Raw genomic sequence first — 26,471 nt, 5'->3', positions numbered from 1 at the left:
CGGCATTATGAGCGTCCGACGCCCATCCGCCACGCCATCCACGATGACATGGCCGATGCCACGCGAGCACGGCTCGATGCGCGCGTTGAGATGATAAATGTCCCGCAGCAGATGTGAGGTGATGATGTCCCGCGTTGGCCCGCATGCGACCAGCCGGCCGTCCGCGATGACCATTGTCTGATCGCTGAAGCGCAGGGCCTGATTGAGGTCGTGCAGGGCGATCAGCACGACCATGCCTCGCGCCCTGGCAAGTTCCCGCATGAGACCGAGCACTTCCACCTGCCGCGACAGATCGAGTGCTGATGTCGGTTCGTCCATCAGCAGGACCTCCGGCTCGCGCACCAGTGTCTGTGCCAGGCTGGCGAGTTGCCGCTGGCCGCCGGAAAGGTCGCCAATGTTGCGGAAAGCGATGTCGGCGATGCCGAGCGCCGCAAGGGTCTCGTCGATGCGAGCCAGATCGTCGTCGCCCACAGACCAGCCCATACCCTGCTTGCGGGCGAGCAACACTGACTCATAGACGGTGAGCACCGCGTTGGCGGACGTTTCCTGTGGCATGTAGCAGATGCCGCTCGTCCGGCGAATGGCCCCCTCGACATGCATTGCTCCCGGTCCGTGCAGGAGGCCGGCGATTCGCCTGAAGAGCGTCGACTTCCCGGCGGCATTCGGACCGATCACGGCCACAATGTCTCCGCCCTCGAACGCTGGCGTCGTCACATCCCGAAGCCGGAGGCTCGTGCCGTAGCGCGCGCCGAGCGCCTCAAGCCGGATCATCACCATGAGCGCCTCGTGCTGGACAGGATGAGCGAGATGAAGAAGGGGATGCCGATCAGCGAGGTGACGATGCCGATCGGGAAGACCGTCCCCGGGATAAGCGACTTGCTGACGACCGAGCTGGCCGACAGGATGAGCGCGCCCGCGAGGGCCGAGGCGGGCAGGAAGAAGCGTTGGTCCTCGCCGATGACCATGCGCGCGATGTGCGGGCCCACGAGGCCGATAAAACCTATGGTGCCGACGAAGGCGACGGAAATAGCGGCGAGGAGGCTCACCAGGATGAGCGTCTCGAGCCGCAGGCGACCGACTTTGACGCCGAAGCTGGCCGCCTTGTCCTCACCGAGCCTCAACGCCGTTAGCGCCCAGACGCGCCGGGCGAAAATGGGTAAGACTGCGAGGAGAATGAATGTGGTGACCGCAAGCTTAGGCCAGGTGGCCTTGGTGAGGCTGCCCATTGTCCAGAAGACGACTGCCGCCAGCGCTTCCGCCGACGCGAAAAACTGGACGAGCGCGAGCAGCGCGTTGAAGGTGAAAACCAGCGCGATGCCGAGCAGCACGATCGTCTCCGCGCTGACGCCGCGCTTGACGCTCAGCACGTGAATTAGGAAGGCCGCCAGCATCGCCATCACGAAGGCGTTGATCGGCACTACATACTCGACTGCGGCGGGGACAAGCCTCACTCCGAAGGCAAGCGCAAGCGCGGCGCCGAAGCTCGCGGCGGCGGATATGCCGAGCGTGAAGGGGCTCGCCAGCGGGTTATTGAGGATGGTCTGCATCTGCGCGCCGGCCACGGCGAGCGCCGCCCCTACGACAATCGCCATCAGGGCCACCGGCATGCGGATGTCCCAGAGCACCACGCGCACCTGCTGCGGCACGGTGTCGGGGAACACAAGGGCCCGCACGACCTCGCCGAGGTCGTAGCGGGCGGGACCGACCGCAAGGTCGACGCACAGGCTGAAGAGCAGGGCAGCGCCGAGGCCGGCAAGGATCAACTGCCGCCGCCAGACGAGGGCGCGGTAACGCCCTCGTCCATCGGTGCTGTCGAGCGCGGTGCTGACGGCCGTCGATTCAATCGACATCGGTCAGCGAGACCCAGTGGCCGGGCCTGTATGCGATCGGCAGGAATTTCTTGTGCAACTCGCTGAAGGTCGCCTCAGGATCAAGGTCGGCGAAAAGATCGGGATGCAGCCACTTCGCCATCTGCTGGATGGCCACGAACTGATAAGGACTGTTGTAGAACTGATGCCAGATGGCATGCACCGCGCCGTCCTCGACGGCCTTCACGCCGGTCAGCGCCGGCCGCTCGGTCAGCGCCTTCAGCTTGCGCACCGCCTCTGCCTCATCACGGCCGGGGCCGACGCCGACCCAGGCACCGCCCGGTACATAGGCTTCCCACGAGCCGCCGGTGACGATGATCTGATCCGGGTCGGAGGCGATGATCTGTTCCGGATTGAGTGTGCCGAAGGTGCCGGGGATGATGTCCTTGGCGATGTTGTCACCGCCTGCCATCTCAACGAATTTGCCGAAATTGTCGTCGCCGAAGCTCATGCAGCAATCGTCCGAATAGCCGCCGGCGCGTTCGATGAAGACCTTGGGCCTTTCCGGCTTGGCCTTCTCGATTACGTCGGTAACGCGCGCGATCTCGGCGGCGCGCCAGGTGATGAATTCCTCGGCGCGCTTCTCCTTGCCGAACAGCCTGCCAAAAAGGCGCATGCTGGGTTCGGTGTTGGTAAAGGGACGCTCGCGGAAATCGACATAAACCAACGGAATGCCGGCAGCGGTGAGTTTCTCGATATACTTGGCGTCTTCCGTGGCCTGCTTCGACTCGATGTTCATTACGATGACGTCGGGCTTGAGCGATACCGCCTGCTCGACATCGAAAGTGCCGTCCTTGAAACCGCCGAATGTGGGGATATTCGCCATCCTTGGGAATTTTTCCAGATAGGCGGCGTAGTTGTCCGGATCCGCTTGGCTGAAATCCTCGCGCCAGCCAGCGATGCGCTTGAACGGATCCTGGGTGTCGAGCGCCGCGACGAGATAGACCTGCCGGCCCTCACCCAGGATTACCCTCTCGACAGGGACGTTCACCTTGACCTGGCGGCCCGTGATGTCAGTCACTGCAACCATTTCGGCCCTGGCGGCCAGCGTCATCGACAGAGCGACGATAGCGGCCGCCATCGTCGCTGCTGGGATCTTTCCGAAATTCATCGCGCCCTCTCTTGAAATGAATTAGCCAGAGGTGGCTTATAAAAGATGACTTCAATTCTCAAGAAATATCTTTTAGAGCCATTCCAGACTGGTACGACGACAAGGGGTCAGGAATGGCGGGCGAGCCCAATTATTCGCTGCGGGACGAGATACGCGACTATTGGTCGACGCGCGCCGGAACATTCGACCTTTCGGTGGGGCATGAAATCTTCTCACCGCGCGAACGCCTGGCGTGGCACAGGCTGATACTCAAGCACTTGGGGCGCGGGGATGGGCGTCGCGCGCTCGACCTCGCTTGCGGCACCGGGGTCATATCCCATCTCATGCACGACCTGGGTTATGCCGTGACCGGGCTCGATTGGTCAGAGGCCATGCTTGCCCGCGCGCGTGCAAAGGCGACGCAGAGGGAAAGCGGCATCCGGTTTCTGATCGGCGACGCCGAGCGAACCCTTGAAAAAGCAGAAAGCTATGACGTCCTCGTCACCCGTCATCTCGTCTGGACGTTGGTGGATCCGCGAGCGGCATTCGCCGAATGGTTCTCGCTGCTCAAGCCTGGCGGACGGCTGCTGATCATTGATGGTGATTTCGTCAGTAAAACCTGGGTAACCTCTCTGCGACAAGTCCTGGAAAGGGCCGTTGGCCGGACAGTCGGGCCGGTCCACGAACTGGATCAGGTGATGGCGGACCGCCATGGCAGCATCCTGTCACGGCTGCACTTTTCGCGTGGCGCCAAAGCGGACGAGGTCTGCGCGCTTCTGGTGGAGGCTGGCTTTGAGATGCCTGTGGTCGACACCCGGCTCGGCGCAATTCATCGTGCGCAGGCGCGGCACATGAACTTCCTCAGGGCGCTGGAACGTTCGACGCAGCATCGCTACGCGATCTGCGCGACCAAGTCGGCCTGGTAGTTGGGGAATTCTAACGATTTCCACAATCACTTATCGGCGATCGTCGGCTCTCACCCCGCCATTCTGATCTGACATCCGTACCGCAGACAGAATCCGATTGCTCGCAGTGGCCTCTAAAGACGCGACAGCACAGGGCGAAAGACCACCGCGGAAAGAGACTTAGAAAAGAAGCTGTACGGATTGTCCCTGCGCCGAGAGCAGTTTGACGGCCTTCCGGTCAAACGAGACGAAAGTCTCCCCGCCAAGCCAGCCGCCGTCAAAAGCGATCACGCCGTCCGCGAAATCGCCGCCGGCATCGAGGACTGACAGCCCTGCCTCAACTGCCGGCCGGTTGATGACAACATTCGCGGTGTTCAGCAACGCCCGGATCGCCGCGGCAATATTTTCGCGCTCTGTCTGGTACTGCCGGGCCAGAATCCAGGCGAACTCGCACAAGGCCTGCAAGCTCACGGCCACGATGTCCGCTTTGGCCAGCAGGTCGACGGCAATGGCCGCCTGCGCCTCATCATCGGCGACATAGGCGCGCAGCAGCACATTCGTGTCGGCCGTCACCCTCATTCCTTGCCGGACCCGGCCGCAGCGCCCGCTTCCGCTATCGCCTCGTTGATCTCCTCGATGCTGAGCACCCGGCCGTTCGTCTTGCCTCTGAGGAAGCCGTGGAGGTCCCGGAACGACCCCTTCGCCCGTGCAGCCCTCAATTCCGCCCGACCGTCGGGCAGCAGATCAAGCTCGATCTTCTCGCCCGGTTTGATGCCCAGATGTTGCAGCACGCCCTTGCGGAAGGTCACCTGTCCCCTTGTCGTCACTGTCAACGTTGCCATGTTAAACATTTCCTGTTCTTGCGATAAGATAATGCAAATCTGCATTATTATCAATGCAGATGGTCCGGGCCAAGCTTGGCGCCCATGCGGCGACTGAATGGCATTGATGCCTTTTAGAAAGCCGTCAGGCATCGTGGATTCGCGCTCGCCCCCTCGTTCGACTGATTCTGATGTTGGCCGAACCGGTTGATCTGCCCTGCGACGTCGGAGTTGTACAGGAGCCCTCCGTGCCGAGCAGATACTCTACGTCCCGCTTATGTGGCCGTAAGTTGTCAGTCCGCTGCGTCAAGTTCGAGCCGGAGATTAAGAAGAACGGAGCCATCGCCGCATAGGCGTCTGCCTGCGTGGGTCTGGACGGACTCACTCATGCGCAATATGAATTATGAATGGAGATGAGGCCTGCCGTGGCGCCGCGTCGCTAAGGCAGGTGGCGTTCGTTCAATGCTGTTGCGCCGGGCGGGTTGGCCTTCTGGTCTAACGCTGCCCGCAGAAGTGTCGATATTAGGGGATCTGGTCATGACCGACAACAAGCCAGACGTTACGAAGGATTGGCAAGCGACGCAGGGCCAGAAGTCCTCCGCCACGCGTCTTCGCCTTTTCGCCGCACTCTCGTGGATCGTCGCCATTGGCGGCGAGATCTACGGAATCATGCTGCTTCGCCAGAACAAGTTCGATCAGGCACACCTGCCGCTGGTCATCGGCCTTCTGGTCGGCATCGCGATTTTCGCAATCGCCGGGAACTTGCTGTGGAAGGCGGCCAACAGGCACGATCCGGCCCGTGCATCCGACGCGGCCAGGTTCTTCTTCCAAAACCAGCTCGGCGCAATCATCACGCTGATTGCCTTCCTCCCGCTGGTTTTCCTGATCCTCACCGACAAAAACATGGATCCGCGGACCAAGAAGGTTGCCGGCGGCGTCGGCGCTGCGCTGGCCGTGCTCGCGACCGTCATGGGGATCAGTTTCACCCCCCCGTCGGTCGAACAGTATACCCAGGATATGAACGCATGCGCGGCCCAGATCAAGTCGGGGCAGCCCACCACCGCCTGTTCGCCCGATGTCGCCGCCCAGGCGCAGGCGATCGCGACGGACACCGCCGCGGTGACGGCGGCGACGCGGGACGCGAGCCACCCCGCCGGTCAGGATGTCGTCTACTGGATCGCGCCGGAAGCCGGAGCCGCGAAGTCCGCCGAGCCGCATGTTTTCCACCTCTGCGCAGGCGTGAGTCCGCTGAAGGGCAAGACCGTGAATAGTGGCTCCGTGACGGAGGCCTACGCACAGAACGCCGTCCGCATCACGAAGCAGATCGATATGGAACAGAAGCAGTGCGGGTTCACCCCCACAACCAGCACCAACTGAACCCGCCTGCGCTCGATCGCGTCTATCGGGGCCACAGCGCCAGCCCGGAGAACAATGATGCATAGATGGACGGTGTGTATACCCGTAGAGGGTTAAAGGCCCCTACGATCGGCTTTAGAGGAGACTACGTCGATGACGAACGTGCGCGCCCTTGTCCTCGAACGCCAACACGAACTCAAGCTGCGTGACATCGATCTGCCACAGACCGTCGGCCCGGGCGAAGTTCGCATCAAGATCCATACCGTGGGCATCTGCGGCTCCGACGTGCACTACTACACCCATGGCCGCATCGGCCCGTTCGTGGTCGAAGCGCCGATGGTCTTGGGCCATGAAGCCGCCGGCACCGTCGTCGAAACTGGGGAAGGCGTCGAGCATCTGAAGGTCGGCGACCGCGTCTGCATGGAGCCGGGTATCCCCGATCCCAATTCGCGGGCGAGCCGGCTCGGCCTCTACAACATCGATCCAGCGGTCAGGTTCTGGGCGACGCCGCCGATCCACGGCGTGCTGACGCCCTATGTCGTGCACCCCGCCAACTACACTTTCAAACTGCCCGACAATGTCAGCTTCGCCGAAGGCGCGATGGTGGAGCCCTTCGCTGTCGGAATGCAGGCGGCGGCCAAAGCGAAGATTGCGCCGGGTGACACCGCGGTGGTGATTGGCGCCGGGCCGATCGGCACGATGGTGGCGATCGCCGCGCTCGCCGGCGGCTGCGCCCGCGCCGTTGTTGCAGATCTCGCCCAACCCAAGCTCGACATTGCCGCCGGCTACCAGGGTGTGATCCCGGTCAACATCCGCGACAAGAGCCTGCCGGCGGAGGTCAAGCGCCTGACCGACGGCTGGGGCATCGACGTCGTCTTTGAATGTTCCGGCTCGACCAAAGCATGGGAGACGTTGCTCGATCTGCCGCGGCCCGGTGGTACCGTGGTGGTGGTCGGCCTGCCGGTCGCGCCGGTGGCGTTCGATATCGCTACGGCCTCTACCAAGGAAATCCGCATCGAGACGGTGTTCCGATATGCCCACCAATATGACCGGGCGATCGCACTGATGGGATCGGGCCGGGTCGATCTCAAACCCTTGATTTCGGCGACCTTCCCCTTCGAAGACTCCATCACCGCATTTGATCGCGCGGTCGAAGCCCGGCCGGCGGACGTAAAGCTTCAGATCCAATTGCCGGATTAAGGCGAGTTCCAAATCCCCCGGGCTGCCCTCCCGATCTCCTTGATGCGTTGCGTAGCTTCTTGGGCCGCCAAGGCTGGCTGACGGCAGCCCTGAGCGCTTTTGGTGCTGATGCACGGCATTTACCGGCGGCGCTCCCTCCAAGAACAACTCCATACCCGGCGATGACGGGATCCTCTGGGACCACGAGCAAATCCCTTGAGCGCTGAGGGAACCGACACTTGACAAATCGGCGGCCGTCCGACACGTTCTTAACAAAAGACACAACAAACTTACAAAAGTTCAAGTTGGCACAATCTGGCCGATAGGGAGAAGGCCGATGCGTCTCTGTGACCTAGCGGAGATTTGCGCGTGAGCACGGTGACCGTGACCCGCGAAACGCCCAGATGGGCCCTGCCCCGGTTCATGACGGCCGAGCATCCTTTCCCCTGGCTCGCGCCGATCACGGTGATGCTTCTCGTTTTCGGCATCTATCCCCTCGCCTATTCAGTCTGGCTTTCGTTTCACAAACGCAATGTCGTCTCCCGGCAACTTGACTTCGCCGGGCTCCACCAATGGACGCGTGCCTTCTCGGATGCGCGTATGTGGCATTCGTTGGAAACCACGCTGATCTACACCTTCGTCGCGCTTGCGGTTCAGCTTGCGCTCGGCATCCTCATTGCGCTTCTGCTTGACACCGATCGCAAAGGTTACGGGGTGCTTCGGGCGCTGATGACACTGCCGCTGGTGGTGCCGCCTGCGGTGACCGGAATGATGTTCCTGCTGATGCAGGACGGCTCTTTCGGCGTCCTATCGTTTTACCTCTATGCCCTGGACCTGATCTCGCCGGCACAGCCGATCCTGACGCAGCCCGGAACCGCATTGGCGGCGATCCTGCTGGCAGACATATGGCAGTGGACGCCGTTCATGGTGCTCATCATCCTGGCAGGGCTCAGGGCGCTGCCGAAGGAACCTTTCGAGGCAGCGGCGATCGACGGCGCCACCGGCATCCAGACGTTCTGGCGGCTCACATTGCCGATGCTGCGCAAGGTGATAGCGGTTGCGGTGCTGATCCGCGGCGTCGATCTCTTTCGCATCTACGACTACGTTTACATCATCACCGCTGGCGGGCCAGGCACGGCCACCGAGACGCTTTCATTCTACGCGGGGCGAATCTACTTCACCGGAGACTTCCCCTATGCCGCGACCCTGTCGCTGATCGTGCTCGTCGTCTTGATCGTCGTGTCGAACGTCTTCGTCAGGCTGTTCAAGGTGAGATTCTGATGGAGTCGTCGCGCGCTCAAACGATCGCCCGTGACGTGCTCGCCGTCCTGGTGGTGGCGATCTTCATGTTCCCGATCGCGTGGTGGGCCCTGTCGTCCATCAAACCCTATTCGGCGATCTTCGATCGCAGCGGACCGGTCTACACCGGTTTCACGCCGACGCCGGACAACTACCGCGTGACGTTGCTTGGCGTTTCGCGCGTCGACATCGGCATGGAACAGGGCGGCGAAGCGGCCGGGGTCATCAAGGGGGGCGCGAGTTCCTATGATTCCCGCCAGTCGTTGCTCGACAGTGCCATCATAGCCGTCGGATCGACGGCTATGACGCTGCTGCTCGCAACTCTGGCCGCCTACTGCCTGTCGCGAATGCAGTTCAGCGGCCAGCAGTCCTTCCTGTTCTGGATTCTCTCGCAGCGCTTCATGCCGCCAATCGCGATCGTCATTCCGATCGTTTTCATGTTCCGCGATCTCGGCTTGCGCGATACCTATACGGGGCTCATCCTCGTTCACAGTTTGATCAATCTGCCGCTGGCGGTTTTGCTTTTGAAGTCGTTCTTCGACGACGTCCCGCGCGAGGTCGACGAGGCGGCACTGATCGACGGCGCGACGCGCTGGCAGACGTTCCGGCGCGTGGTCCTTCCCATGGTCAAGGGCGGCATCGCTGCGACGGCTGTGCTGTGTTTCATCTTTTCGTGGACCGAGTTCCTGCTCTCACTGTTCCTGACAACGTCGATCCGCACCGTGCCGGTGAAGATTTCGACCTTTGTCACCTCGACCGCAACCGAGTGGGGCTACATCACAGCGCTCGGCACGTCCGCGATCATACCCAGCTTCATCTTTATCCTGCTGGTTCAACGGCATCTGGTCCGCGGCCTCACCCTCGGGTCCCTGAAGGAGTGAGGCGCAGGCGAGAAGAACGACGACAAAAAACGCAACGGAGGAACGATCATGAGCTTCAGAGAACACGACAAGAAGACATTCGTCGCCGATACCTGCAACGACTTTACGGCGCGCCGAATAACCAAACGCGACTTCATGAGGAAGATGGCGCTCGCCGGTGTCGGCTTTTCTGCCTTCGGATCAGCCATGCTAGGTGGCGGCCGCACCAATCGCGGGATCCTGGGCCTCGGGGTTGAAGAAGCCCGCGCCCAGGACGCCGATATGTTGAAGTGGCTGGCCGATGTCGGCAAACCGTATGCCGGCACCAAAATCCGCTACACTTCGGAAGCTACGCCGCCAACGATCGTCGCCAACCAGCTTGTCGCAGGTGAATTCACCAAGGCAACCGGCATTGAGGTGGAAGTCGAAATCGTGCCGCTGGAGCAGGTTCTCGCCAAGGCGACGCAAGACGTGCAGGGCCAGCTGGGCACGTACGACGTCTATTATCTCGACCAGTCCTGGATGGCGACATTTGCCCAGGATGTCGTCGACCCGCGCGAGTATTATGACCAGAACAAAGAACTGGCGATGCCCAACTTCGACTGGGACGATTTCTCCAAGCCGCTGGTCGACGGCATTGCCATGTACAATGGCAAACAGTGCGGAATACCATTCGATATTCCGATCTTCATCCTGATGTACCGCAAGGATCTTTTCGACAAACACAACATTGCGCTGCCGACAGATCTCGACGCCTACCTCAAGGCCGTGCAGGCGCTTACAGAGGCAGAAAAAAGCAACGGCATCTTCGGCACCGCGTGCCAGGCGAAGTCCGGCCACTATTCGCTCGAATGCGACTGGACCTTCGCGTTGTGGGGCCATGGCGGTTCGATCTTCAACAAAGACAAGAAGTTTGTCGGCAATGACGAGCGCGGCGTGGCCGGGCTGCAATTCTATCAGGAGCTGGTCAAGAACTCGCCGCCCTCTGCGACGACATGGACTTGGGACGGCCAGGGACAGGCACTAACACAGGGTCAGGCGGCGATGGCAATCACCTGGGGCGAAGATTTCCCCGGCTTCGACGCCAACGATTCCAAGGTCAAAGGCCTGTTCGAGGCCCTGCCCGCGCCCAAGGAGGTTCCCGGTCGTCGCGCCGCCGCCGATTGCGGCTTCAACGAAATCCCGGCCGTTGGTCACCAGGGCGGCTCGACGATTTCGCTGTCGCAATATTCCAAGAACAAGGAAGCAGCATGGCTGTTCATGCAGTGGGTCTGCTCGAAGGATGTGATGGCGCGGGTATCGACGCTCGGCGGCGGCGCCTCGCCGATGCGCAATTCTTCCTTCACCGATCCTCGCGTGAAGGCGAAGGCCGTCGTCGGGCCTGGAACGACACGCCACTTCGACGCGATCAAATACACGATCGACAACCAGATGGGATCGGAGCCGGACATGCCGATCTGGGCGGATCTGTCGAACAACGACATTCCGGTTGAGCTCGGCAAATTGCTTACGGGCCAAGACTATGGCGGCAATGCCAAGGCGTGCCTCGATGCCATCGCCGGCATTGTCGACGGCAAAGTCAAGGACGCCGGTCTTTAGCGACTCGTCGTGATTTGGGCGAAGGCGGCTTCCACCGCCCTCGCCCTTTGGCAATGTGGCGGCAATGGTTCCGGATCTCGTCATCGGCATCGATTCCTCGACCTCGGCAACCAAGGCGATCGCCTGGGACCGCAATGGGCTGGCCGTGGCTGAAGGTCGTGCACCGCTTGCAATGTCCAACCCGCGGCCGGGCTATTTCGAGCAGGATCCGGCCGAGTGGTGGGCCTCGACGGTTGCGGCGCTTCGTGCTGTCGCGGCAACAGTTTCGCCGGCACGCATTGCCGCCCTTGCGATTGCCAACCAGCGCGAAAGCTTCGGCCTTTTCGACGAGCAGGGCCAAGCGGTCGGGCCGGCGACGCTCTGGCTCGATGAGCGCGCCCGTGGGAAAGCACGGCGCTTCGGCGAGAGTTTCGGCGCGGCACGCGTCCACGCAATATCCGGCAAGCCGCTGGACGTCATTCCTTGCCTTTACCGCATGATCTGGTTTCGCGAGGAAGAGCCCGAGATTTTTGCCCGCGTGGAGCGAATGGCCGAAGTCCATGGCTATCTGGTCTTTCGCTTGAGCGGCCGGTGGGTGACGTCCACCGCATCCGCCGACCCGATGGGCATACTCGATATGCGAGCTATGGACTGGTCCAACGAAATATTGGACGCCGCGGGCGTGGCGCGGGGAATGATGCCGGACCTGGCGAGGCCCGGCAGCGTTCTGGGCCAACTGACTTCGGAAGCCGCCATACTGACGGGCCTGCGGGAGGGCACGCCGATCGTCGCCGGCGGCGGCGACGGTCAATGCGCCGGAACGGGCGCTGGCGTGTTGCAGCCGCGATGCGCTTACATCAATCTCGGCACGGCGGTCGTCTCCGGCAGCTTTGGCACGGACTACGTCCATGACCAGGCCTTCCGCACCGAGACGGCGGTCGCCGATGATGGCTATATCTACGAGACGTGCCTTCGCGCCGGCACTTTTCTCGTCGACTGGATGGCGCGCGAAATGCTTGGCGTCGATCTGCATGGCGCAAGCGGCCTGGCAGCGCTCGAGGCCGAAGCCGCTGCCAGCCCGATCGGCGCAGGCGGCATAATGCTTCTTCCCTACTGGCAGGGCGTCATGGACCCGCACTGGGACAGTAGGGCCCGTGGTGTGATTGCCGGGCTGTCCGGCTCGAGCAGCCGCGGCGACATCTATCGTGCCGTGCTGGAAGGTATAGCGCTGCATCAGGCCGCGACAAGTCAGCGGGCCGCCGCAGCGGCCGCCCAGACCATCGGCCAATTCATAGCCATCGGCGGAGGAGCGAAATCCGACCTGTGGATGCAGATTCTGGCGGATGCGCTCGATCATCCCATAAAGCGTTCGACGACGGTGGAAGCCTCCTCGCTTGGCGCGGCGATGGCGGCGGCAAAGGGCGTGGGCTGGTTTTCCTCCATCGCCGAAGCGTCGCTCGCAATGGCCAGCGAGCCGGCCAAAACCTTCGAACCGGACGCGAAACGGGCCACGCTCTACGCCGAACTTCTTGCGATCCATGCCGATCTTTGGCCAACGCTTTCAACCTGGAACCAGCGTCTCGCGGCCTTCATGGAGACCGATCATGGCTGAAGCGAGCAACTGGAACGCCTTGATCGAGGACGTTGTCGCAGGACGCTGGACAGATCCCAAGACAGGCGCAGCCGCGGTCCTGCCGTTCCAGACAATCGAATTGCTGGAGACGACGGAGGGCCGCGAGGGGGATCTCGTTGCGCCCCTGGCGCTAGGCAGCCGCATCGCCGTGGTCTCCGACATCAACACCGTCGATGTGATGGGCAGGCGCGTCGCGAAGGCGCTGCGTGCCATCGCCGAAATCGACGAAATCGTGCTGCCTGACGGCCTCGACTGCGATGAGGCAACGATCCAGATGGTCAGGGAGAAGACGCGTCACGCCGAAGGCGTCGTGGCCGTCGGGTCCGGCGTCCTCAACGACAGCTGCAAGCATGCAACCTTCCTCGACCAGCGGCCCTATGCCGTCTTCGGCACGGCGGCCTCGATGAATGGCTATGGCGCCTCGACAGCGTCGGTGACGTTGGCTTCAGGGCTCAAGATCTCGCTGCCCTCGCATGCTCCGCGAGGCATCTTCCTGGACCTTGGCGTGTCGGCTGCAGCACCCAGTTGGCTCAGCGCCGCCGGGCTTGGCGACAGCCTCTGCCGCTCCACCGCCCAGACCGACTGGTGGGCTTCGCATCGGCTGTTCGGCACTTACTATTCCGAGGTGCCTTATCTGCTTCAGGCGGGCGATGAGGAACCGATGCTGGCCCATGCGCCTGGCCTTGCCAGGCACGACATCACCGCCGTCGGACATCTCCAGCGCGTCCTGACGCTGTGCTCGATGGGCGTGTGCTTTGCCGGCGTTTCCCATCCCGGGTCCATGGGGGAGCACCAGATCTCCCATTGGGTCGACATGTTCGCGCAAGCACATCATCCAGGCACCACGCACGGCCAGCAGGTTGGGGTTGCCTCGCTGGTCATGGCGCGTCTGCAAGCGCGGCTGCTGGACATGGAAGAGCCGCCGCAGGCAAAGCCAACCGTCATCGACGAGGCGGCGATGCTGGCACGCTATGGAGCGCAGCTTGGACCACTTTGCATTGCCGAGATGAGGAAGACAGCACTCGACGCCAGCCAGACGGAAATCTTCAACCGGAAACTCGCGGAAATCTGGCCGGCCCTGCGCCAGGAGGTTCGGCCAATGGCAATGCCGGTTGCCCGCATGGAGGCAGCACTGAAGGCTGCGGGGGGGCCGGTCACCGGCGCGGAACTAGGCCTGCCGCGCGCGCTTTGGCACAATGCCATTCGCTATTCGCGAGAAATCCGCGGCCGCTGGTCCTTTGTCAATCTGGCCGCCGATGCGGGACTCTTGGAAGAATTTCTGGACAGCGAATGGTGAGAGCGCATCCGATCGCCAATGGCTCGCATGGCGAAAATGAGATCCAACCGGCAAGGGCAATCGAAGGGTAGCAATTTATGGCGTCTGTCACCATCAGCAACATAAAGAAGGACTATGGCGCCCTCTCGATTATCGATGGACTCGATCTCTCGATCGAGGATGGCCAGTTCGTCGTTCTGTTGGGGCCGTCCGGCTGCGGCAAGTCCACGTTGTTGCGCATGATAGCCGGTCTCGAGCCCATCACGTCCGGTGAGATCGCCATAGGCGACAGGGTCGTCAACACGCTTCATCCCAAAGACCGCAACATCGCGATGGTCTTCCAGAATTACGCGCTTTATGCGCACATGACCGTCTTCGACAACATGGCCTTTTCCATGCAGTTGAAGAAGCGCCCCAACGAAGAAATCAAACAGAAGGTCGGGTGGGCGGCATCGATCCTCAACCTGACTCCCTATCTGGAACGGTACCCTCGCCAGCTTTCGGGCGGCCAGCGGCAGCGTGTCGCCATGGGCCGCGCCATCGTGCGGGACCCAACTGTGTTCCTGTTCGACGAGCCGCTGTCCAACCTCGATGCCAAGCTGCGGGTGCAGATGCGCACCGAAATCAAGGAACTCCACCAGCGACTGAAGACCACCACGGTCTATGTCACGCATGACCAGATCGAGGCCATGACCATGGCCGATGTCATCGTCATCATGCGCGACGGCCGTATCGAGCAGATCGGGCGCCCGCTCGATGTCTACGATCACCCGGCAAACCTGTTCGTCGCCTCTTTCATCGGCTCGCCCGCAATGAACATGTTGCATGGCGAGGTGGCATCCGAGCGCGACGCCTGGGTGGTGCGGACGGACGAGCTATCCCTCCCGCTACCGCCAGGGGCTGCGGTCCGGCCCGGCCAAAAGGTGATCTACGGCATTCGCCCCGAACATCTTCGACCCGTGGTCGACGGGCGCGGCATCCCGGCCAGGATTACGGTTGTCGAGCCGACCGGCCCCGAAATCCACATCTTTGCCAGCATGGGCAACACCGCGATCTGCTCGGTGCTGCATGACCGCATGGAGTTCTCTCCTGGAGCTGTAATCCATCTGGAACCGGCGCCTGAGCGAATCCACCTGTTCGACCAAGGCAGCGGCGAGCGACTGGACAAGGGAAGAAGTTGAATGGCCCAGGTCGTTATCCTCGGCGCCGGCGTCATGGGCTCTGCCATGACGCTTCCGGCCGCTCACGCGGGTAACCGCATCACTCTTGTCGGCACCCATCTCGACGAGGAGATCGTCGACTCGGTGGCCAGCACCGGTCGTCATCCGCGCCTCAACACCACACTGCCTGATGTGGTGGCCGCCAGGTCCTGGACCGAATTCGGGGCAGCGATGAACGATGGACCCCATCTGCTTGTACTCGGCGTCTCGTCGGCCGGCATTCCTTGGGCGATCGAGCGCATTGCCGAAAGCATCAAGTCGCCCGTGCCGATACTGATGATTACGAAAGGACTTGCGGCAAGCGACGAAGGCATCGACATCCTGCCACATCTGCTTGCCCGCGAGATCGAGCAACGCACCGGCTTGTCAGTCCCGGTGATGGCCGTCGGCGGACCGTGTATTGCCGGCGAACTGGCGGCACAGCGCGATACGTCTGTGATCGTTGCCGGACACGATCCCGACCAGGTGGCCGCGGCCTCCCGCCTTCTGCGCGCGCCCTTCTATCACGCGCGATCGTCATCCGATCTCGTCGGCGTCGAGATCTGCGCTGCTTTCAAGAATTTCTACACACTCGCCGTTGGGGCTCCCGTCGGACTGCTGGAGCGCGACGGCAAGGCGCCCAATGGTGCGCTCATGCACAATCTTGCCTCGTCACTTTTCTCGCAGTCCCTCGCGGAGATGGCGATTCTGGTCGATGCTCTGGGCGGAAAAATCGAAACAGTGCTGGGGCTGGCAGGCTCCGGCGATCTTTATGTGACCTGCCAGGCGGGCCGTAACGGTCGCATGGGGCGCCTGCTTGGCCGCGGCCTGCCCTATTCCGTGGCGAAGCGCGAACATATGAGTTCGGACACGGTCGAGGGAGCGCAACTGGCGCTGGACCTTGGTCCGACTTTGAAGAATATGATGGCCCGGGGTGTACTTCCCCATGATCGCCTGCCGCTGACGACCGCCATCATCGACGCGGTTTGTCACGATGCTCCGCTGGTTTTGTCCTTCGACCGCTATCATCGAGGCTAGCGGAGCCGGGGAAACTCGATTGATGCCTCATATCGATGAGCACATGGCTCGGCCGAGCCCGCTCTGGACCCGCTGCCGCGGAGTGGACAGGATGATCTGATGGAGAAACCCGCACGAAAGAAACGCGACGGCCGCCAAGCTGTAACGAGTTCGGTCACGGCTGATCGTGAGGAAGGGCTGCTCGTGCGCGCCGCCTGGCTTGCTTACGTCGGTGACCTCACGCAGGCGCAAATTGCCAAGTCTCTTGGCCTGACCCGCCTTCGCGTCAACCGGATGCTGGCGCATGCGCGCCAGCGGGGGATCGTTCAGATTCGCATCAATTCGAAGGTGGCGAACTGCATCGAGCTGGAGCACCGGCTGCGGGACGCCTATGGTGTCTCGGATCCAATCGTGGTTCCGACACCACCCGATCCCGCGCTGGTGCCACAGGTCATCGCAGCCGCCGCCGGTGAGGCCCTGTCGCTCAGAATCCGCGACGGGATATCGGTGGGCGTGGGATGGGGACGGACGCTCCAGCTTAGTCTGCGGTCAGTGACCGTACGCCCGGTCAAAGGAATGTCGGTCGTTTCCCTGCTTGGTGGGCTCACGCGCGGATCGGCGATCAACATCTATGAGATCGCTTCGCGGCTCGCGGCGCTTTTCGATGCGGAATGCTTCTACATCGCAGCACCGGTGTTCACGGACACGGAGGCCACGCGCGATCTGCTTATGCGCCAGTCCATTCTGGAAGACGCCTTCACCCATGCCCGCGACGTTGACGCCGCTTTCGTTTCGGTGGGCGCGGTGCACAAGGACGCCACCATTTTTCGGATCGGACTGGTAGGCGACGATGATCTCAAATCGCTCCGCGAAGCGGGAGCCGTCGGCGATATTTGCGGCCACTGGATCGGCGCCGACGGACAACTCGTCGATCACCCACTAAACAATCGCGTTATCGGCCTCGCGCCCGAACATCTGCGCGACGTCGACACTGTGATCCTGCCCTCCGGCGGCCTCGACAAGGTTCCGGTGCTGCGCGCCGTGTTGCGTCTGGGAGTCGTCGATGTGCTGATCATCGACGAGAAAACCGCTGAGGCGATCCTTGCGCAAAAGCCCTAGCGCAGACTGACCTCTACCAGCAGAGCGGCTCGCGACTGATCGCTTCTTCGCGTCACAGAACCTCGTGGATTTCCTCGATCGAAGTCTCGCCGATCCGCTTGTCGAGAACGATCTCTCCACGCGCCATGGCCACGACCCGGTCGCAGCATTCGAAAACATGATGCATGTTGTGGCTGATGAAGACGCTGGTGATCTTCTGGGCCTTGAGCGCGCGAACGAAGCCAATCACCTTTCGCGTCTCCTTCACCGAAAGATGATTGGTCGGCTCGTCGAGAATCATGACTTTCGACTTGAAGTGCATGGCCCGGGCGATCGCCACGCCTTGGCGCTGGCCGCCCGACAGTTCGCCGACCAGCGCGTCGGGCGACCTCAGATGCAGATCGACGTCGGCGATCGCCTTGACACTTTCATCACGCATGCGCTTCTGGTCCAGGATGCCGATGCCGAAAACCGAGCCCTTCACCGGCTCGCGTCCGATGAAAACGTTGCGGGCGATGGTCATGGTCGGCACCATCGAATTGTACTGGTAGATCGTCTCGATGCCGCGATCCATGGCGTCGCGCGGGTTAGAGAATCGGACCGGTTCACCTTCGATCCTGATCTCGCCGCCATCGGGCTTTTGGGTGCCTGACAGGATGTTGATCAACGTCGATTTGCCGGCGCCGTTGTCGCCGACGAGGCCCAGTGCCTCGTCTGGGTAGATGTCCAGTGTAACGTTCTTCAAGGCGTGGACGCCGGAATACCATTTCTGGAGTCCCTTGATCGCGATGATGGGTGCCGCCATGATCAGGTCTCCACCTTCATTGCCCTGCCCCGCTTTCGCAGCCAGGCATTCACGACGACCGCGAAGATAGTCAGGAAGCCGATTGCCATCTTGAACCAGTTGGCGTCAACCTGGCTCAGCACCAGTCCGTTGTCGATGACGCGAATAAGGGCAGCCCCTATGATGCCGCCGAAGATGGTGCCGATGCCGCCAGCCAGCGAGGCGCCACCAATGACGGCAGCCGACACGGCTTGCAACTCCAGCCCCTCGCCGATCGAGGGCAGCGGCGCGCCGAGCCGCATCACCTGGATGGTGCCGGCAAAGCCGGCGAGCACCGAACAGATCATGAAGCAGGCGACCTTCACCCGGGCCGTCGGGATGCCCATCGATTGCGCGGCAGGCAGAAAGCCGCCGGTGGCGCGCACCCAGTTGCCGAAATTCGTGCGCGACAGAAGCACCGTCGCCAGGATTGCCACGGCGACAAACCAGAAGAACGACATGCGAAAGAGGTCGCCCGGTCCCACATAGATCGTAAACAGCCATTTGGGCAGAGCGTTGGCCGGGATGACAGGAGGGAAGCCGCCGGAGATTACCACCGTCAGCGAACGCGCGATGAACAGCATGCCAAGCGTGGTGATGAAGCTTGGTATCGCGAAACGAATCGTTATGAACCCGTTGAAGAAGCCGATCAGGGCGGCGATCGCGAGGCCGGCGGCAAAGGCCGGCGCGAACGGCACGCCGGCCGCCAGCATCACCGCCATCGTCATCGGGGTCAGCGCAAAGACGGAGCCCACGGAAAGATCAAACTCGCCGCATATCATCAGCAGGGTCACGCCGATCGCGACCAGCCCCATTTCAGGCAGCAGCCCAAGCATTCCGCGCACGTTCTGTGTGTTCAGAAATACGCCGTTCGAGCGTATCTGAAAGACGAGAAGGAGGAGGAGCAGGAACACGACCGCGGCAAGCTCCGGCTTCTCCAGATAAATCTTCATCAAGCGCTTCATCATTCGCTCCGGCTTGGGATTGTTTGCGCTGGCTTGCCGCATCGGCAAGGGATGGCGGCAGTGTGTCTTCTACCGCCCTTGGCGGGGAGATGCGGTGGCAGGATAAGGGGTGGAGCTAAAGCGCCCAAAGGCCACGCGGCCTGCCCCCAACCCTTGCCTCCTTCCCGTAAAGAACGAGGAGAGGACGCCGGCTTCGCCGCCTACCGCACGCCTTTTGCGGCCAGTTCCTTGAGCTTCGGCACGTCTTCCTTGACGATGATGCCCTTGCCGGTGTCGATGTCTGCCGGCAGAAGACCGACGTTCTTGGCGAGATAGGCTTCCATCACCGGCATGAAGCCCTGCATGTAGGGCTGCTGGTCGACCTGAACCTGGATATAACCCGCTTCCATCTGTTGCAGGACTTCCGAGACGATATCAAAGCCGCCCATCAGCACCTTGCCCGGCTCGACGCCGCGATCGATCAGCACCTGGGCGACATATGCATGCCAAAGGCCGGTGTCGAAATACACCGTGGTGTCCGGGTGGGCAGACAGATAGGCGCCAACACGATCGGCGACGACGGCGCCATCTGTGCCGGTGTCGAGCCGTTCGATGACTACTTCGCGTCCGCCATTCGCGGCCTTGTATTCCTCAAGGAACTTCATGACGCCGGCTGCGCGCTGTTCCGACCAGTTCTGACCGGGCGCGGAGACGCCGACGAGCGCCCTGATCTTGCCTTCCTTGGGGAAGAACTCGGACATCTTCTTGCCGAGTTCGTAGCCGGCGGGAATGAAGCCCTGGCCGATGAAAGCCTGGCGGGCATTGCCGGCTGCACCCTCGGTGTCGTCGACGTTGGACGCGATGACCGTGACGCCGGCAGCGCGGGCGTCGGCGATGATCTGGTCGAAGGCATTGTTGTCGACGATCGAGGTGATCAGCGCGTCCGGTTTTGCCGCGAGTGCCGCCTGCATGTTGGCCGATTGTTGCTCGATCGAGCCTTCGGTCTGCGTGAAGACCATCTGGCAATTGGCCTGGATCTTGGCGCAGGCATCGTCAAACCCCTTCTTCACCGCCTGCCAGAACGGGTTCGACGCCGACGAATGATGCGTGAAGACGATGTTCATCGGCTCCTGCGCGCGTGAGCCGATTGCCGAGCCTCCAGCCAGTACTGCTCCCAAGGCTGCCGAGATAAGTAGCTTCTTCATGGTTCTCCTCCTCCGTAGAAAGCTGCTTCAGGTTCATTTTCAGAGAGTCGATGCGTCAGTCACCCGTCGAAGCGCCGTGAAGGCGCGATCGATCTCCGGGTTCAGTTCCATGCCGAGGCCCGGTCCGGGAGGCACGGTGATCATGCCGTTCTTCACCTGCGGCAAAGCGGTCACAAGGTCGCGGTACCAGGTCTTGTAAAAGGCCCTGACACTCTCCTGGACAAGCGCGTTCGGCGCATTCAGCGACAGGTGGGTCGATGCGCCGAGCACCACTGGACCGGTGCAGTCGTGTGGCGCGACCGGCAGGTGCCATGCCTCAGCCATGGCAGCGATCTTGCGCGCCTCCGAGAGCCCGCCGCACCAGCTGATATCGAGCATGATGACACCGGCCGCTCCAGTTTCGAGAAGGTCGCGGAAGGCCCAGCGGGAACCGAGCGTCTCCGAAGCCGATATCGGCGCCAGCGAAGCCTCGGCATAGCGTTTCAGGCTGGACAGGCTGTCCATCCTGATCGGATCTTCGTGCCAGAAGGTCTTGTAGGGGGCAAGCTCGCGAGCGATCTGGATGGCCGGCAGCAGCTGCCACATTGAATGGAATTCAACCATGATGTCCATCTTGTCGCCGACCGCATTACGGATTTTCTCGAATGGCGCCAGCGCGGAATTCAAGTCGGGCTGCGATATATACTGGCCGCGCGTTTTCTCGGCGGCCATGTCGAACGGCCAGATCTTCATGGCCGTGATGCCTTCCTCCAATAACGAATGCGCCAGTTCGTCGGCGCGGTGAAGGAAGCCGTTCAGATCATCATAGGCGTCGCCGGGCTTATCGAGCCCGTAGTTGGCCGTCGTCTGGCCCGTGGCCTTCTTGATGTATTCGGGTCCGGCACAGGTGTTGTAGGTCCTGATCTCGTGCCTGGTGAACCCGCCGAGGAGCTGTGTGATCGGCTGACCCGTGGCCTTTCCAAACAGATCCCAAAGCGCGATGTCGAAAGCGGAATTGCCCCTGACTTCCGCGCCCGTCGATCGGAAACCGAGATAGCCGACAAGATCGGCGGCGAGCAGGTCGATCTGCAAGGGGTCGCGACCGATCACGCGCGGCGCGACATATTCGTGCAAATAGGTCTCGACGGTCTCGGCCATGAAGAAGGTCTCGCCCAGTCCCACGAGGTCTTCGTCCGTGTGAACCAGGACCCAGAGAAGGTTCGGCCGCTCCTTGAGCCGCAGCGTTTCCAGTTTCGCGATCTTCATTGCCCCCGTCCTCAGGCGATGCCGGCCGCCAGCAGGGCCTTGACGCTCTCGTCAAAATGCCTCGCCATCAGGTCGCGAGCAGACTGGGGATCACCGGTCTCGATTGCTTCGGCGAGCTCGATATGGATCTGGATCATCTCCAACTGCTCGGCATCCGAAGGGCGGCTGCGCCAGCCGATCGGCCAGGTCTGGCGCGATACGCGCTCGAACGCGCCTACGATGAGGCTAAAAACCGGATTCTTTGCCGCCTTGGCGATTTCGAGGTGAAAGGCGAGATCGTGCTCCATGACCTGTTCCGGTCGCTGGAAATTCTCGCGCATGGCAAGCGCGTGCGCCCTGATCCTTTCCACTTCGTCGGCGGTTCTGCGCAAAGCCGCCAGCATGGCGGTGCGGGTCTCGATCGTGCGGCGCACGTCGTAGATTTGCTGCACCGTGATCTGCTCGGTGTGGACACCATGCTCGATCACCAGCGACATGGCGCCATAGTCCAGCTCGGCGACGGTAGCCCGCCTGCCTGCCCTGAGGTCGATAAGCCGCATCGCGGCGAGCGAGCTGAAGGCCTCGCGCACCACAGTACGCGAGACGCTCAATTGCCTCGAAAGCGCGGCCTCGCTGGGCAGCCGGTCGCCTGGTCCGAGTTCATGCGTGCGGATGTGGCGCGTGATCTCGCCGATCGTATTGCTGACCAGGCTCGCTGCGTCGGAATGTTTTGCGGCTACCACCGTGCTCACGCGATCTCCAGTTCAGAAGGCAAACCTGTATGGCAGGTTTTGCAGAGGTGTTGTTAGTACCTAGAAAAGCTGTATGTCAAGCTCAAGTCATTGCCGGGAGACCGTCGGCATCGTCGCCGGAAGAGCGGTGACCCGACGCTTGCATATCCGCTGCTCTTGATGCGACAGACGGCGGTCGGCCGGGTGCGGCGCGCCTGCATGATCGGACAGGCAATCATCTCGCTTGGGCAGGCTGGACAGTCTCATCGTGAACCCCGGCGGGCGCCCGACCATGCCGTCGGAAAATATCTCAGCGGACTATTCACTGATATTTCGATCGACGCACCCCATATGGGTGGACAGATTGTCACTTGAGGATTTGCCTATGCTGATTTCGCGTTGGGGACGGATTGCAGTTTTGTTCGCCGGATTGTTCCTGGCATTTTCGACGGTCGCTGTGGACCATGCCGATGCGCGCCGTGGCGGCAGCTTCGGCAGTCGCGGCATGCGCACTTTCCAGCCGGTCCCGCCGACCAGAGTCGCGCCGCAACCGGCCGCACCGGTCGAGCGCTCGATGACGCCTAATGCGGCAACGAACAATGCGGCCCGTCAGCCGCAGGCATTCCAGCGCCCAGGGTTCTTCAACGGCCTCGGCGGATCGATGATGCGGGGGCTGCTCCTCGGCGGTTTGATCGGCGTTCTTCTGGGCCATGGGTTCGGCGGCTTGGCCGGCATGTTGGGTCTTTTGCTCCAAGTCCTGCTGATCGGCGGCGTCATCATGCTGGCGATCCGCTTTTTCCGCTCGCAATCGACATACAACCCAGCGCCCGCTACGGCCGGTGCCTCGCGGGGCACCGGGACCTTTGGGCGAAACGCAGCAGCTGGGCCCGAGCCGAGCAACGGTACAACTTTCCCCATTCCAGGCATCGGGTCAGGATTTGGCGGAACGAGCCAAGCCAACGCTTCCGATGAGATCACACTCACGCAAACCGACCTCGACACGTTCCAGCAACGGCTGACGGAAGTTCAGGAGGCATTCGGGCGCGAAGATCATGCTGCTTTGCGCCGGTTGGCGACGCCCGAGATGGTGTCCTATCTGTCCGAGGAACTTGCCGACAATGCCAAAAAGGGCGTCAGGAACGACGTGTCGGACGTCAGCCTGTTGGAGGCCGATATTGCGGAAAGTTGGCGGGAGGGTGACCGCGACTACGCGACGGCTGCTTTGCGCTATGAGTCTCGCGACGTAACCCGCGATCGCAGCAGCGGCAAGATCGTTGAGGGCCAGGCCGATCAGCCGACCGAGACAACCGAACTGTGGACCTTCATGCGCCAGAACAGCGGGGACTGGAAGCTCGCCGCAATACAGCAGCCGAGCTGATGTGCTTGCCTTGATTGAACTGTCTGGCCCAGAGTTGTTCAGGTTTCTCGCTACCGCTCGAAGGCCAGCCCGCCCCTTCCGCGCGCTTGATCTTGAGTATGGTGCGGTCAGAACACGGAACTCATGAGCAGCCCTTGTCTTCGTGGTCAATCCGTCACGGGCTGATGCGGTAGCTCGGTAGGGCGCGGCGGCGCCGACTTGGGCGGATCAGTCAATCGGTTCTTCAGAACATCAATGAGGCTGATGGTGATGGCGATCACCGCCGGGCCGAGGACAAGGCCGGATGCCCCAAACAAGACAATGCCGCCGACCGAGCCGACAAAGGCCACGACCGTGTGGAGGCGTAACCGATTCCCCACAAGCATCGGATAGAGCAGATTGTCGATGCCGCCGACAATGACGCCGCCCCAGACGGTCAATATCGCCGCGCTGGCCCAAGCCCCCTCCAGCGCGAGATAGACCGCTGCGGGCACCCAGATCACAAATGCCCCGAGCACAGGCACTATGGCAAGAAGTCCCATGACAAGGCCCCAAAAGACTGGGGTCGGCAGGCCGAGCCACCAGAACATCAGGCCACCCAATGTTCCCTGGACGGCGGCGACGAACACGGTGCCGAGCAGTGTTGCATGGACGGTCTCCGCAAAGCGGGACAAGATGTATGCTGTCTCCGGAGCGCGCAGGGGCGAAAGGCCCGCAACGGCTTGCAGGGCATGTTGGCGATCGCGCAGAAAATAGAACAGAAGATAAAATGTCAGCCCGAACATCGCGACCTGATAGATGGAGCCACGCAACAGCGAGGTGCTTTGTCCAGTCAGCCATTGTACGAATGCTGCGACGGAGCCGGCCGGATCGAATTGGTTCTCGATCCATTGGGCAATGACCGAAAGCGTGGGATAGCCAGACATGAAGCCGTCTGCATCCCAACCACGGATGACCTCCTCCAGATAAGTCGCTCCGTTTACCGCCTCGCGAACGAGCTGTTGTGCGACGAGTGCCAGCGGCAGCCCGACAGCAATCGCCGCGACGCTTACCGATATCAGCGCTGCCAGGTTTCGATTTCCGACCCGTCTCTCAACCCAACGATGAGCCGGAGACAGAATGACTGCCAGGACGAGAGCCCAGGTCAATGCCGGCAAAAAAGGCCACGCAAGCAGATAGCAGACATACAGACCGATCGCTGCGGCTGCCAGAACGCCGAGCAATCTCAATTGTTTCACGTCCGGCATCTGTTTCAGATCAGCCCCTCTCGGGTCTCGCAAGCCCAGCGAGCCTAATTGGTTTCTCAAAAAAAGGGCAGCGTCGGTTGCGGGAGCCTTCCGGCGAGGCTGCCGAGGAGGCGCTTCGAGTGATCTTGAGGGGATTTGACGGCATGCAATCGAACCTGATGTCGCTCGCCTGCGCTTTGACGGCCTTTCAGCTCGTCTGTGACTGGCAGATGGGGCTTGAGCAAAAGCGACGACAGGAAAACGTCTCAGAACTCCCACGGAGATGTCAGAACGAGTCCTTCCGTCTCGAAGTCAGTCAGATTGCGCGTGGCGAGGCGGCCACCGTTTACTCGAGCGATCGCCGCGATCATGCCATCGGGTGCCGACATGCCGCGTCCCTGGCGAGCAGCAGCACCCATAATTTCCCATAAACCAGCGCAGCTTCTTCTCTCAGACCGAAGGTGCGGTCTGCGAAACGCCGGCGCCAGTCCGCCAACCCTTGGTCCAGCCGTTCGGCACGTTGATCCGGTCTTATCTTCTGGATGCCGAAGGCGATCTCGGCAATCGTCACGGTTGGAAGCGCGAGTTCGGCATCGTATCGGATCAGCCAGGCAATGACTGCGTCGTCTGGGGTCTTTTTCAACGTTTCGGAAACTACTGGTATCGACGAAGATCAAAGCTCGACGCCTCGATTCGGCCGGCGACTCTCACGGATCACCACCTCAAGGTCGATGTCTGTGCCGGATTGCGCTGAAAGACGCAGATAGAAGGCAGAAGCAGGCTCGCGACCGGCCTCGCGGACGTCGTAGGATTCGAGGGCGCGCTCGACCACCTCCGCAATCGAGCGGTTTTCACGGCGGGTAAGCCGGTGTGCAAGATCACGCGCCTTATCGCTGCGGACAATAGCCACCTTTTTCCTCCAATGTGGAGACGGATCGAAAGTTCGTCAAGTTAGGTAAGTCCGTAAGGTTCGACAGCCCTTACTCCAACCACCGCAAATCACACAATCCCCCAGGCCCGCCCCCCTTCCCGTCATCTCACGCAGGCCGAGTTCGCCCACGAGATTGAGCGCGCCCTGCTTCGAGATCTTTAGTCGCTCCTGGATAAGAGCCGTGGAGACAGCCGGTCTCGACAGCACCAGCTCGACGAGGTCGGGCAGCTTTGAATTCGCGCGTCTCTCGCGCAGCCGCCGCTCCATCTGCATTCTGGCCATCGTCAGCCGATCGTGCTCCTTCAACCCGGCCAGCGCGGCGTCGCGGATGGCGTCAACAAAAGCCAACAACCGGAGCGATTGCGCGCACGCCTTCGCTCCCGCGCAATATTCTTGGCGCCGACATGCAGGTTGGCGAGAGGTTGGCGGCAAGACCTTCCTGCCGCAGCAGCGCAGCCACGAGAGCGGCCCGAGCCGTGCAACGCGGACCTCGGCCGACAAACGGCACCGAACCGCTGGATTAACCGAGGCCCTAGGATTTCCTGAGGCTGGCGTATGATGGGAAACGAAGGGGCACGGGGGTCTTCGCGAGCGGGTTATCCGATCCCCCGCTCAGAAATTTCTACCAAACATTCCAGACGGTTACGGCTCAGCATTGTACGATTCTTACATCCTGTTGATGGCGGTCAGGGAGAGAGTACTGTCCTCTCTTCGGCGTGCCCCTTGGGGATGGTCGGATGAGTGTCGCTCAAATTGTCAGTCCAATTCTACATGAGGCTATTGCTGCACTCCTGAACGGGGCGGCTCGCGGAGACATTGTCTCGATCAAGGCTGCAATAGAACGAGTCCGT

24 protein-coding genes and 2 pseudogenes are annotated in these 26,471 nt (G+C 61.7%); 12 read left to right on the top strand and 14 right to left on the bottom strand.

Annotated features, from left to right (window positions below):
* Positions 1 to 27 precede the first annotated feature (27 nt).
* From NKH83_RS27175 to NKH83_RS27165, 3 genes and pseudogenes are all read right to left on the bottom strand, one after another.
* Positions 28 to 777 (bottom strand): annotated as a pseudogene (locus NKH83_RS27175) (ABC transporter ATP-binding protein); the annotation flags it as partial.
* Positions 771 to 1,850 carry a FecCD family ABC transporter permease gene (locus tag NKH83_RS27170; protein WP_352808153.1) on the bottom strand — a complete coding sequence of 360 codons (1,080 nt, stop codon included), beginning with the start codon at positions 1,848 to 1,850 and terminating at the stop codon, positions 771 to 773. The gene NKH83_RS27170 and the pseudogene NKH83_RS27175, both read right to left, overlap by 7 nt.
* Positions 1,840 to 2,949 carry an ABC transporter substrate-binding protein gene (locus NKH83_RS27165; protein ID WP_352808199.1) on the bottom strand — a complete coding sequence of 370 codons (1,110 nt, stop codon included), beginning with the start codon at positions 2,947 to 2,949 and terminating at the stop codon, positions 1,840 to 1,842. The genes NKH83_RS27170 and NKH83_RS27165 overlap by 11 nt, the downstream gene beginning before the upstream one ends.
* A gap of 143 nt (positions 2,950 to 3,092) precedes the next feature.
* On the opposite strand from NKH83_RS27165, the gene NKH83_RS27160 reads away from it, so the two are divergent.
* Complete coding sequence (locus NKH83_RS27160) at positions 3,093 to 3,884, top strand: class I SAM-dependent methyltransferase (RefSeq protein ID WP_352808152.1); 792 nt, start codon at positions 3,093 to 3,095, stop codon at positions 3,882 to 3,884.
* Between the two features lie 159 nt (positions 3,885 to 4,043).
* Here the strand turns inward: NKH83_RS27160 and NKH83_RS27155 are convergent, their stop codons facing one another.
* Together NKH83_RS27155 and NKH83_RS27150 are read right to left on the bottom strand one after the other, a co-directional pair.
* Positions 4,044 to 4,442, bottom strand: coding sequence for a type II toxin-antitoxin system VapC family toxin (locus tag NKH83_RS27155; RefSeq protein WP_352808151.1), 399 nt, complete (start codon positions 4,440 to 4,442; stop codon positions 4,044 to 4,046).
* On the bottom strand, positions 4,439 to 4,705 hold the full coding sequence (locus NKH83_RS27150; RefSeq protein WP_352808150.1) for an AbrB/MazE/SpoVT family DNA-binding domain-containing protein: 267 nt from the start codon (positions 4,703 to 4,705) through the stop codon (positions 4,439 to 4,441). The genes NKH83_RS27155 and NKH83_RS27150 overlap by 4 nt, the downstream gene beginning before the upstream one ends.
* A 516-nt stretch (positions 4,706 to 5,221) precedes the next feature.
* Between NKH83_RS27150 and NKH83_RS27145 the strand changes: the two genes are divergently transcribed.
* The 10 genes from NKH83_RS27145 to NKH83_RS27100 all read left to right on the top strand — a co-directional run bounded on the left by NKH83_RS27145 (position 5,222) and on the right by NKH83_RS27100 (position 17,200).
* Positions 5,222 to 6,061 carry a hypothetical protein gene (locus NKH83_RS27145; RefSeq protein ID WP_352808149.1) on the top strand — a complete coding sequence of 280 codons (840 nt, stop codon included), beginning with the start codon at positions 5,222 to 5,224 and terminating at the stop codon, positions 6,059 to 6,061.
* Positions 6,062 to 6,193: 132 nt separating this feature from the next.
* Positions 6,194 to 7,240 carry an NAD(P)-dependent alcohol dehydrogenase gene (locus tag NKH83_RS27140; RefSeq protein WP_352808148.1) on the top strand — a complete coding sequence of 349 codons (1,047 nt, stop codon included), beginning with the start codon at positions 6,194 to 6,196 and terminating at the stop codon, positions 7,238 to 7,240.
* 348 nt (positions 7,241 to 7,588) lie between these two features.
* Positions 7,589 to 8,500, top strand: coding sequence for a carbohydrate ABC transporter permease (locus tag NKH83_RS27135; RefSeq protein WP_352752807.1), 912 nt, complete (start codon positions 7,589 to 7,591; stop codon positions 8,498 to 8,500).
* A complete protein-coding gene (locus NKH83_RS27130) occupies positions 8,500 to 9,399 on the top strand; it encodes a carbohydrate ABC transporter permease (RefSeq protein ID WP_352808147.1) in 900 nt (299 codons plus the stop codon). Before NKH83_RS27135 ends, NKH83_RS27130 begins: the two co-directional genes overlap by 1 nt.
* 48 nt (positions 9,400 to 9,447) lie before the next feature.
* On the top strand, positions 9,448 to 10,977 hold the full coding sequence (locus NKH83_RS27125; protein WP_352777380.1) for an ABC transporter substrate-binding protein: 1,530 nt from the start codon (positions 9,448 to 9,450) through the stop codon (positions 10,975 to 10,977).
* 64 nt (positions 10,978 to 11,041) lie between these two features.
* Positions 11,042 to 12,568: a xylulokinase gene (locus NKH83_RS27120; RefSeq protein ID WP_352701479.1), complete on the top strand. Its 1,527-nt coding sequence runs from the start codon at positions 11,042 to 11,044 to the stop codon at positions 12,566 to 12,568.
* Positions 12,561 to 13,886, top strand: a complete 1,326-nt coding sequence (locus NKH83_RS27115) for an iron-containing alcohol dehydrogenase (protein WP_352808146.1) — start codon at positions 12,561 to 12,563, stop codon at positions 13,884 to 13,886. The genes NKH83_RS27120 and NKH83_RS27115 overlap by 8 nt, the downstream gene beginning before the upstream one ends.
* Before the next feature lie 77 nt (positions 13,887 to 13,963).
* A complete protein-coding gene (locus NKH83_RS27110) occupies positions 13,964 to 15,046 on the top strand; it encodes an ABC transporter ATP-binding protein (RefSeq protein ID WP_352808145.1) in 1,083 nt (360 codons plus the stop codon).
* Entirely contained in the window at positions 15,047 to 16,102 is a 1,056-nt protein-coding gene (locus NKH83_RS27105) for a hypothetical protein (protein ID WP_352808144.1), read from the top strand. It abuts the gene before it with no gap.
* Positions 16,103 to 16,201: 99 nt separating this feature from the next.
* Positions 16,202 to 17,200 carry a sugar-binding transcriptional regulator gene (locus tag NKH83_RS27100; protein ID WP_352808143.1) on the top strand — a complete coding sequence of 333 codons (999 nt, stop codon included), beginning with the start codon at positions 16,202 to 16,204 and terminating at the stop codon, positions 17,198 to 17,200.
* 52 nt (positions 17,201 to 17,252) lie between these two features.
* On the opposite strand, the gene NKH83_RS27095 is transcribed toward NKH83_RS27100, so the two are convergent.
* The 5 genes from NKH83_RS27095 to NKH83_RS27075 form a co-directional block, all read right to left on the bottom strand.
* Complete coding sequence (locus tag NKH83_RS27095) at positions 17,253 to 17,984, bottom strand: ATP-binding cassette domain-containing protein (RefSeq protein WP_352808142.1); 732 nt, start codon at positions 17,982 to 17,984, stop codon at positions 17,253 to 17,255.
* 2 nt (positions 17,985 to 17,986) lie between these two features.
* Positions 17,987 to 18,967 carry an ABC transporter permease gene (locus NKH83_RS27090; protein WP_023678771.1) on the bottom strand — a complete coding sequence of 327 codons (981 nt, stop codon included), beginning with the start codon at positions 18,965 to 18,967 and terminating at the stop codon, positions 17,987 to 17,989.
* Between the two features lie 200 nt (positions 18,968 to 19,167).
* Positions 19,168 to 20,151, bottom strand: a complete 984-nt coding sequence (locus tag NKH83_RS27085; RefSeq protein WP_352808141.1) for a sugar ABC transporter substrate-binding protein — start codon at positions 20,149 to 20,151, stop codon at positions 19,168 to 19,170.
* 39 nt (positions 20,152 to 20,190) lie between these two features.
* On the bottom strand, positions 20,191 to 21,396 hold the full coding sequence (locus tag NKH83_RS27080; protein WP_352507682.1) for a mandelate racemase/muconate lactonizing enzyme family protein: 1,206 nt from the start codon (positions 21,394 to 21,396) through the stop codon (positions 20,191 to 20,193).
* An 11-nt stretch (positions 21,397 to 21,407) separates the two neighbouring features.
* Positions 21,408 to 22,127, bottom strand: a complete 720-nt coding sequence (locus NKH83_RS27075) for a FadR/GntR family transcriptional regulator (protein ID WP_502895628.1) — start codon at positions 22,125 to 22,127, stop codon at positions 21,408 to 21,410.
* 367 nt (positions 22,128 to 22,494) lie between these two features.
* Between NKH83_RS27075 and NKH83_RS27070 the strand changes: the two genes are divergently transcribed.
* The gene (locus NKH83_RS27070; RefSeq protein ID WP_352808198.1) at positions 22,495 to 23,484 is read left to right on the top strand and encodes a Tim44 domain-containing protein; all 990 of its coding nucleotides are present in this window, start codon (positions 22,495 to 22,497) and stop codon (positions 23,482 to 23,484) included.
* A gap of 146 nt (positions 23,485 to 23,630) precedes the next feature.
* On the opposite strand, the gene NKH83_RS27065 is transcribed toward NKH83_RS27070, so the two are convergent.
* From NKH83_RS27065 to NKH83_RS27050, 4 genes and pseudogenes are all read right to left on the bottom strand, one after another.
* Positions 23,631 to 24,710 carry an AI-2E family transporter gene (locus tag NKH83_RS27065; protein ID WP_352808140.1) on the bottom strand — a complete coding sequence of 360 codons (1,080 nt, stop codon included), beginning with the start codon at positions 24,708 to 24,710 and terminating at the stop codon, positions 23,631 to 23,633.
* Between the two features lie 245 nt (positions 24,711 to 24,955).
* A pseudogene (locus NKH83_RS27060) lies at positions 24,956 to 25,366 on the bottom strand (PIN domain-containing protein).
* Positions 25,363 to 25,599 (bottom strand): plasmid stabilization protein, encoded by a 237-nt coding sequence (locus NKH83_RS27055; protein ID WP_352808139.1) that lies wholly within the window; start codon positions 25,597 to 25,599, stop codon positions 25,363 to 25,365. The pseudogene NKH83_RS27060 and the gene NKH83_RS27055 overlap by 4 nt, the downstream one beginning before the upstream one ends.
* 36 nt (positions 25,600 to 25,635) lie before the next feature.
* Positions 25,636 to 25,971, bottom strand: a complete 336-nt coding sequence (locus NKH83_RS27050) for a helix-turn-helix domain-containing protein (RefSeq protein WP_352808138.1) — start codon at positions 25,969 to 25,971, stop codon at positions 25,636 to 25,638.
* Positions 25,972 to 26,471 lie beyond the last annotated feature (500 nt).

Origin of the sequence: Mesorhizobium sp. M0909 (genome assembly GCF_040319515.1) — a bacterium.
GTDB lineage: Bacteria > Pseudomonadota > Alphaproteobacteria > Rhizobiales > Rhizobiaceae > Mesorhizobium.
The sequence above is the reverse complement of the archived record's forward strand: the minus strand, read 5'-3'. Positions and strand labels throughout refer to the sequence as shown.

Bases quoted from the DNA above. Each gene is read 5' to 3' on its own strand.
- NKH83_RS27165 (WP_352808199.1), bottom strand. From the start codon at position 2,949: ATGGCGGCCGCTATCGTCGCTCTGTCGATGACGCTGGCCGCCAGGGCC.
- NKH83_RS27120 (WP_352701479.1), top strand. From the start codon at position 11,042: ATGGTTCCGGATCTCGTCATCGGCATCGATTCCTCGACCTCGGCAACC.
- NKH83_RS27095 (WP_352808142.1), bottom strand. From the start codon at position 17,984: ATGGCGGCACCCATCATCGCGATCAAGGGACTCCAGAAATGGTATTCC.
- NKH83_RS27130 (WP_352808147.1), top strand. From the start codon at position 8,500: ATGGAGTCGTCGCGCGCTCAAACGATCGCCCGTGACGTGCTCGCCGTC.
- NKH83_RS27155 (WP_352808151.1), bottom strand. From the start codon at position 4,442: ATGAGGGTGACGGCCGACACGAATGTGCTGCTGCGCGCCTATGTCGCC.
- NKH83_RS27090 (WP_023678771.1), bottom strand. From the start codon at position 18,967: ATGAAGCGCTTGATGAAGATTTATCTGGAGAAGCCGGAGCTTGCCGCG.
- NKH83_RS27150 (WP_352808150.1), bottom strand. From the start codon at position 4,705: ATGGCAACGTTGACAGTGACGACAAGGGGACAGGTGACCTTCCGCAAG.
- NKH83_RS27110 (WP_352808145.1), top strand. From the start codon at position 13,964: ATGGCGTCTGTCACCATCAGCAACATAAAGAAGGACTATGGCGCCCTC.
- NKH83_RS27170 (WP_352808153.1), bottom strand. From the start codon at position 1,850: ATGTCGATTGAATCGACGGCCGTCAGCACCGCGCTCGACAGCACCGAT.
- NKH83_RS27105 (WP_352808144.1), top strand. From the start codon at position 15,047: ATGGCCCAGGTCGTTATCCTCGGCGCCGGCGTCATGGGCTCTGCCATG.
- NKH83_RS27140 (WP_352808148.1), top strand. From the start codon at position 6,194: ATGACGAACGTGCGCGCCCTTGTCCTCGAACGCCAACACGAACTCAAG.
- NKH83_RS27085 (WP_352808141.1), bottom strand. From the start codon at position 20,151: ATGAAGAAGCTACTTATCTCGGCAGCCTTGGGAGCAGTACTGGCTGGA.
- NKH83_RS27065 (WP_352808140.1), bottom strand. From the start codon at position 24,710: ATGCCGGACGTGAAACAATTGAGATTGCTCGGCGTTCTGGCAGCCGCA.
- NKH83_RS27100 (WP_352808143.1), top strand. From the start codon at position 16,202: ATGGAGAAACCCGCACGAAAGAAACGCGACGGCCGCCAAGCTGTAACG.
- NKH83_RS27080 (WP_352507682.1), bottom strand. From the start codon at position 21,396: ATGAAGATCGCGAAACTGGAAACGCTGCGGCTCAAGGAGCGGCCGAAC.
- NKH83_RS27125 (WP_352777380.1), top strand. From the start codon at position 9,448: ATGAGCTTCAGAGAACACGACAAGAAGACATTCGTCGCCGATACCTGC.
- NKH83_RS27160 (WP_352808152.1), top strand. From the start codon at position 3,093: ATGGCGGGCGAGCCCAATTATTCGCTGCGGGACGAGATACGCGACTAT.
- NKH83_RS27145 (WP_352808149.1), top strand. From the start codon at position 5,222: ATGACCGACAACAAGCCAGACGTTACGAAGGATTGGCAAGCGACGCAG.
- NKH83_RS27115 (WP_352808146.1), top strand. From the start codon at position 12,561: ATGGCTGAAGCGAGCAACTGGAACGCCTTGATCGAGGACGTTGTCGCA.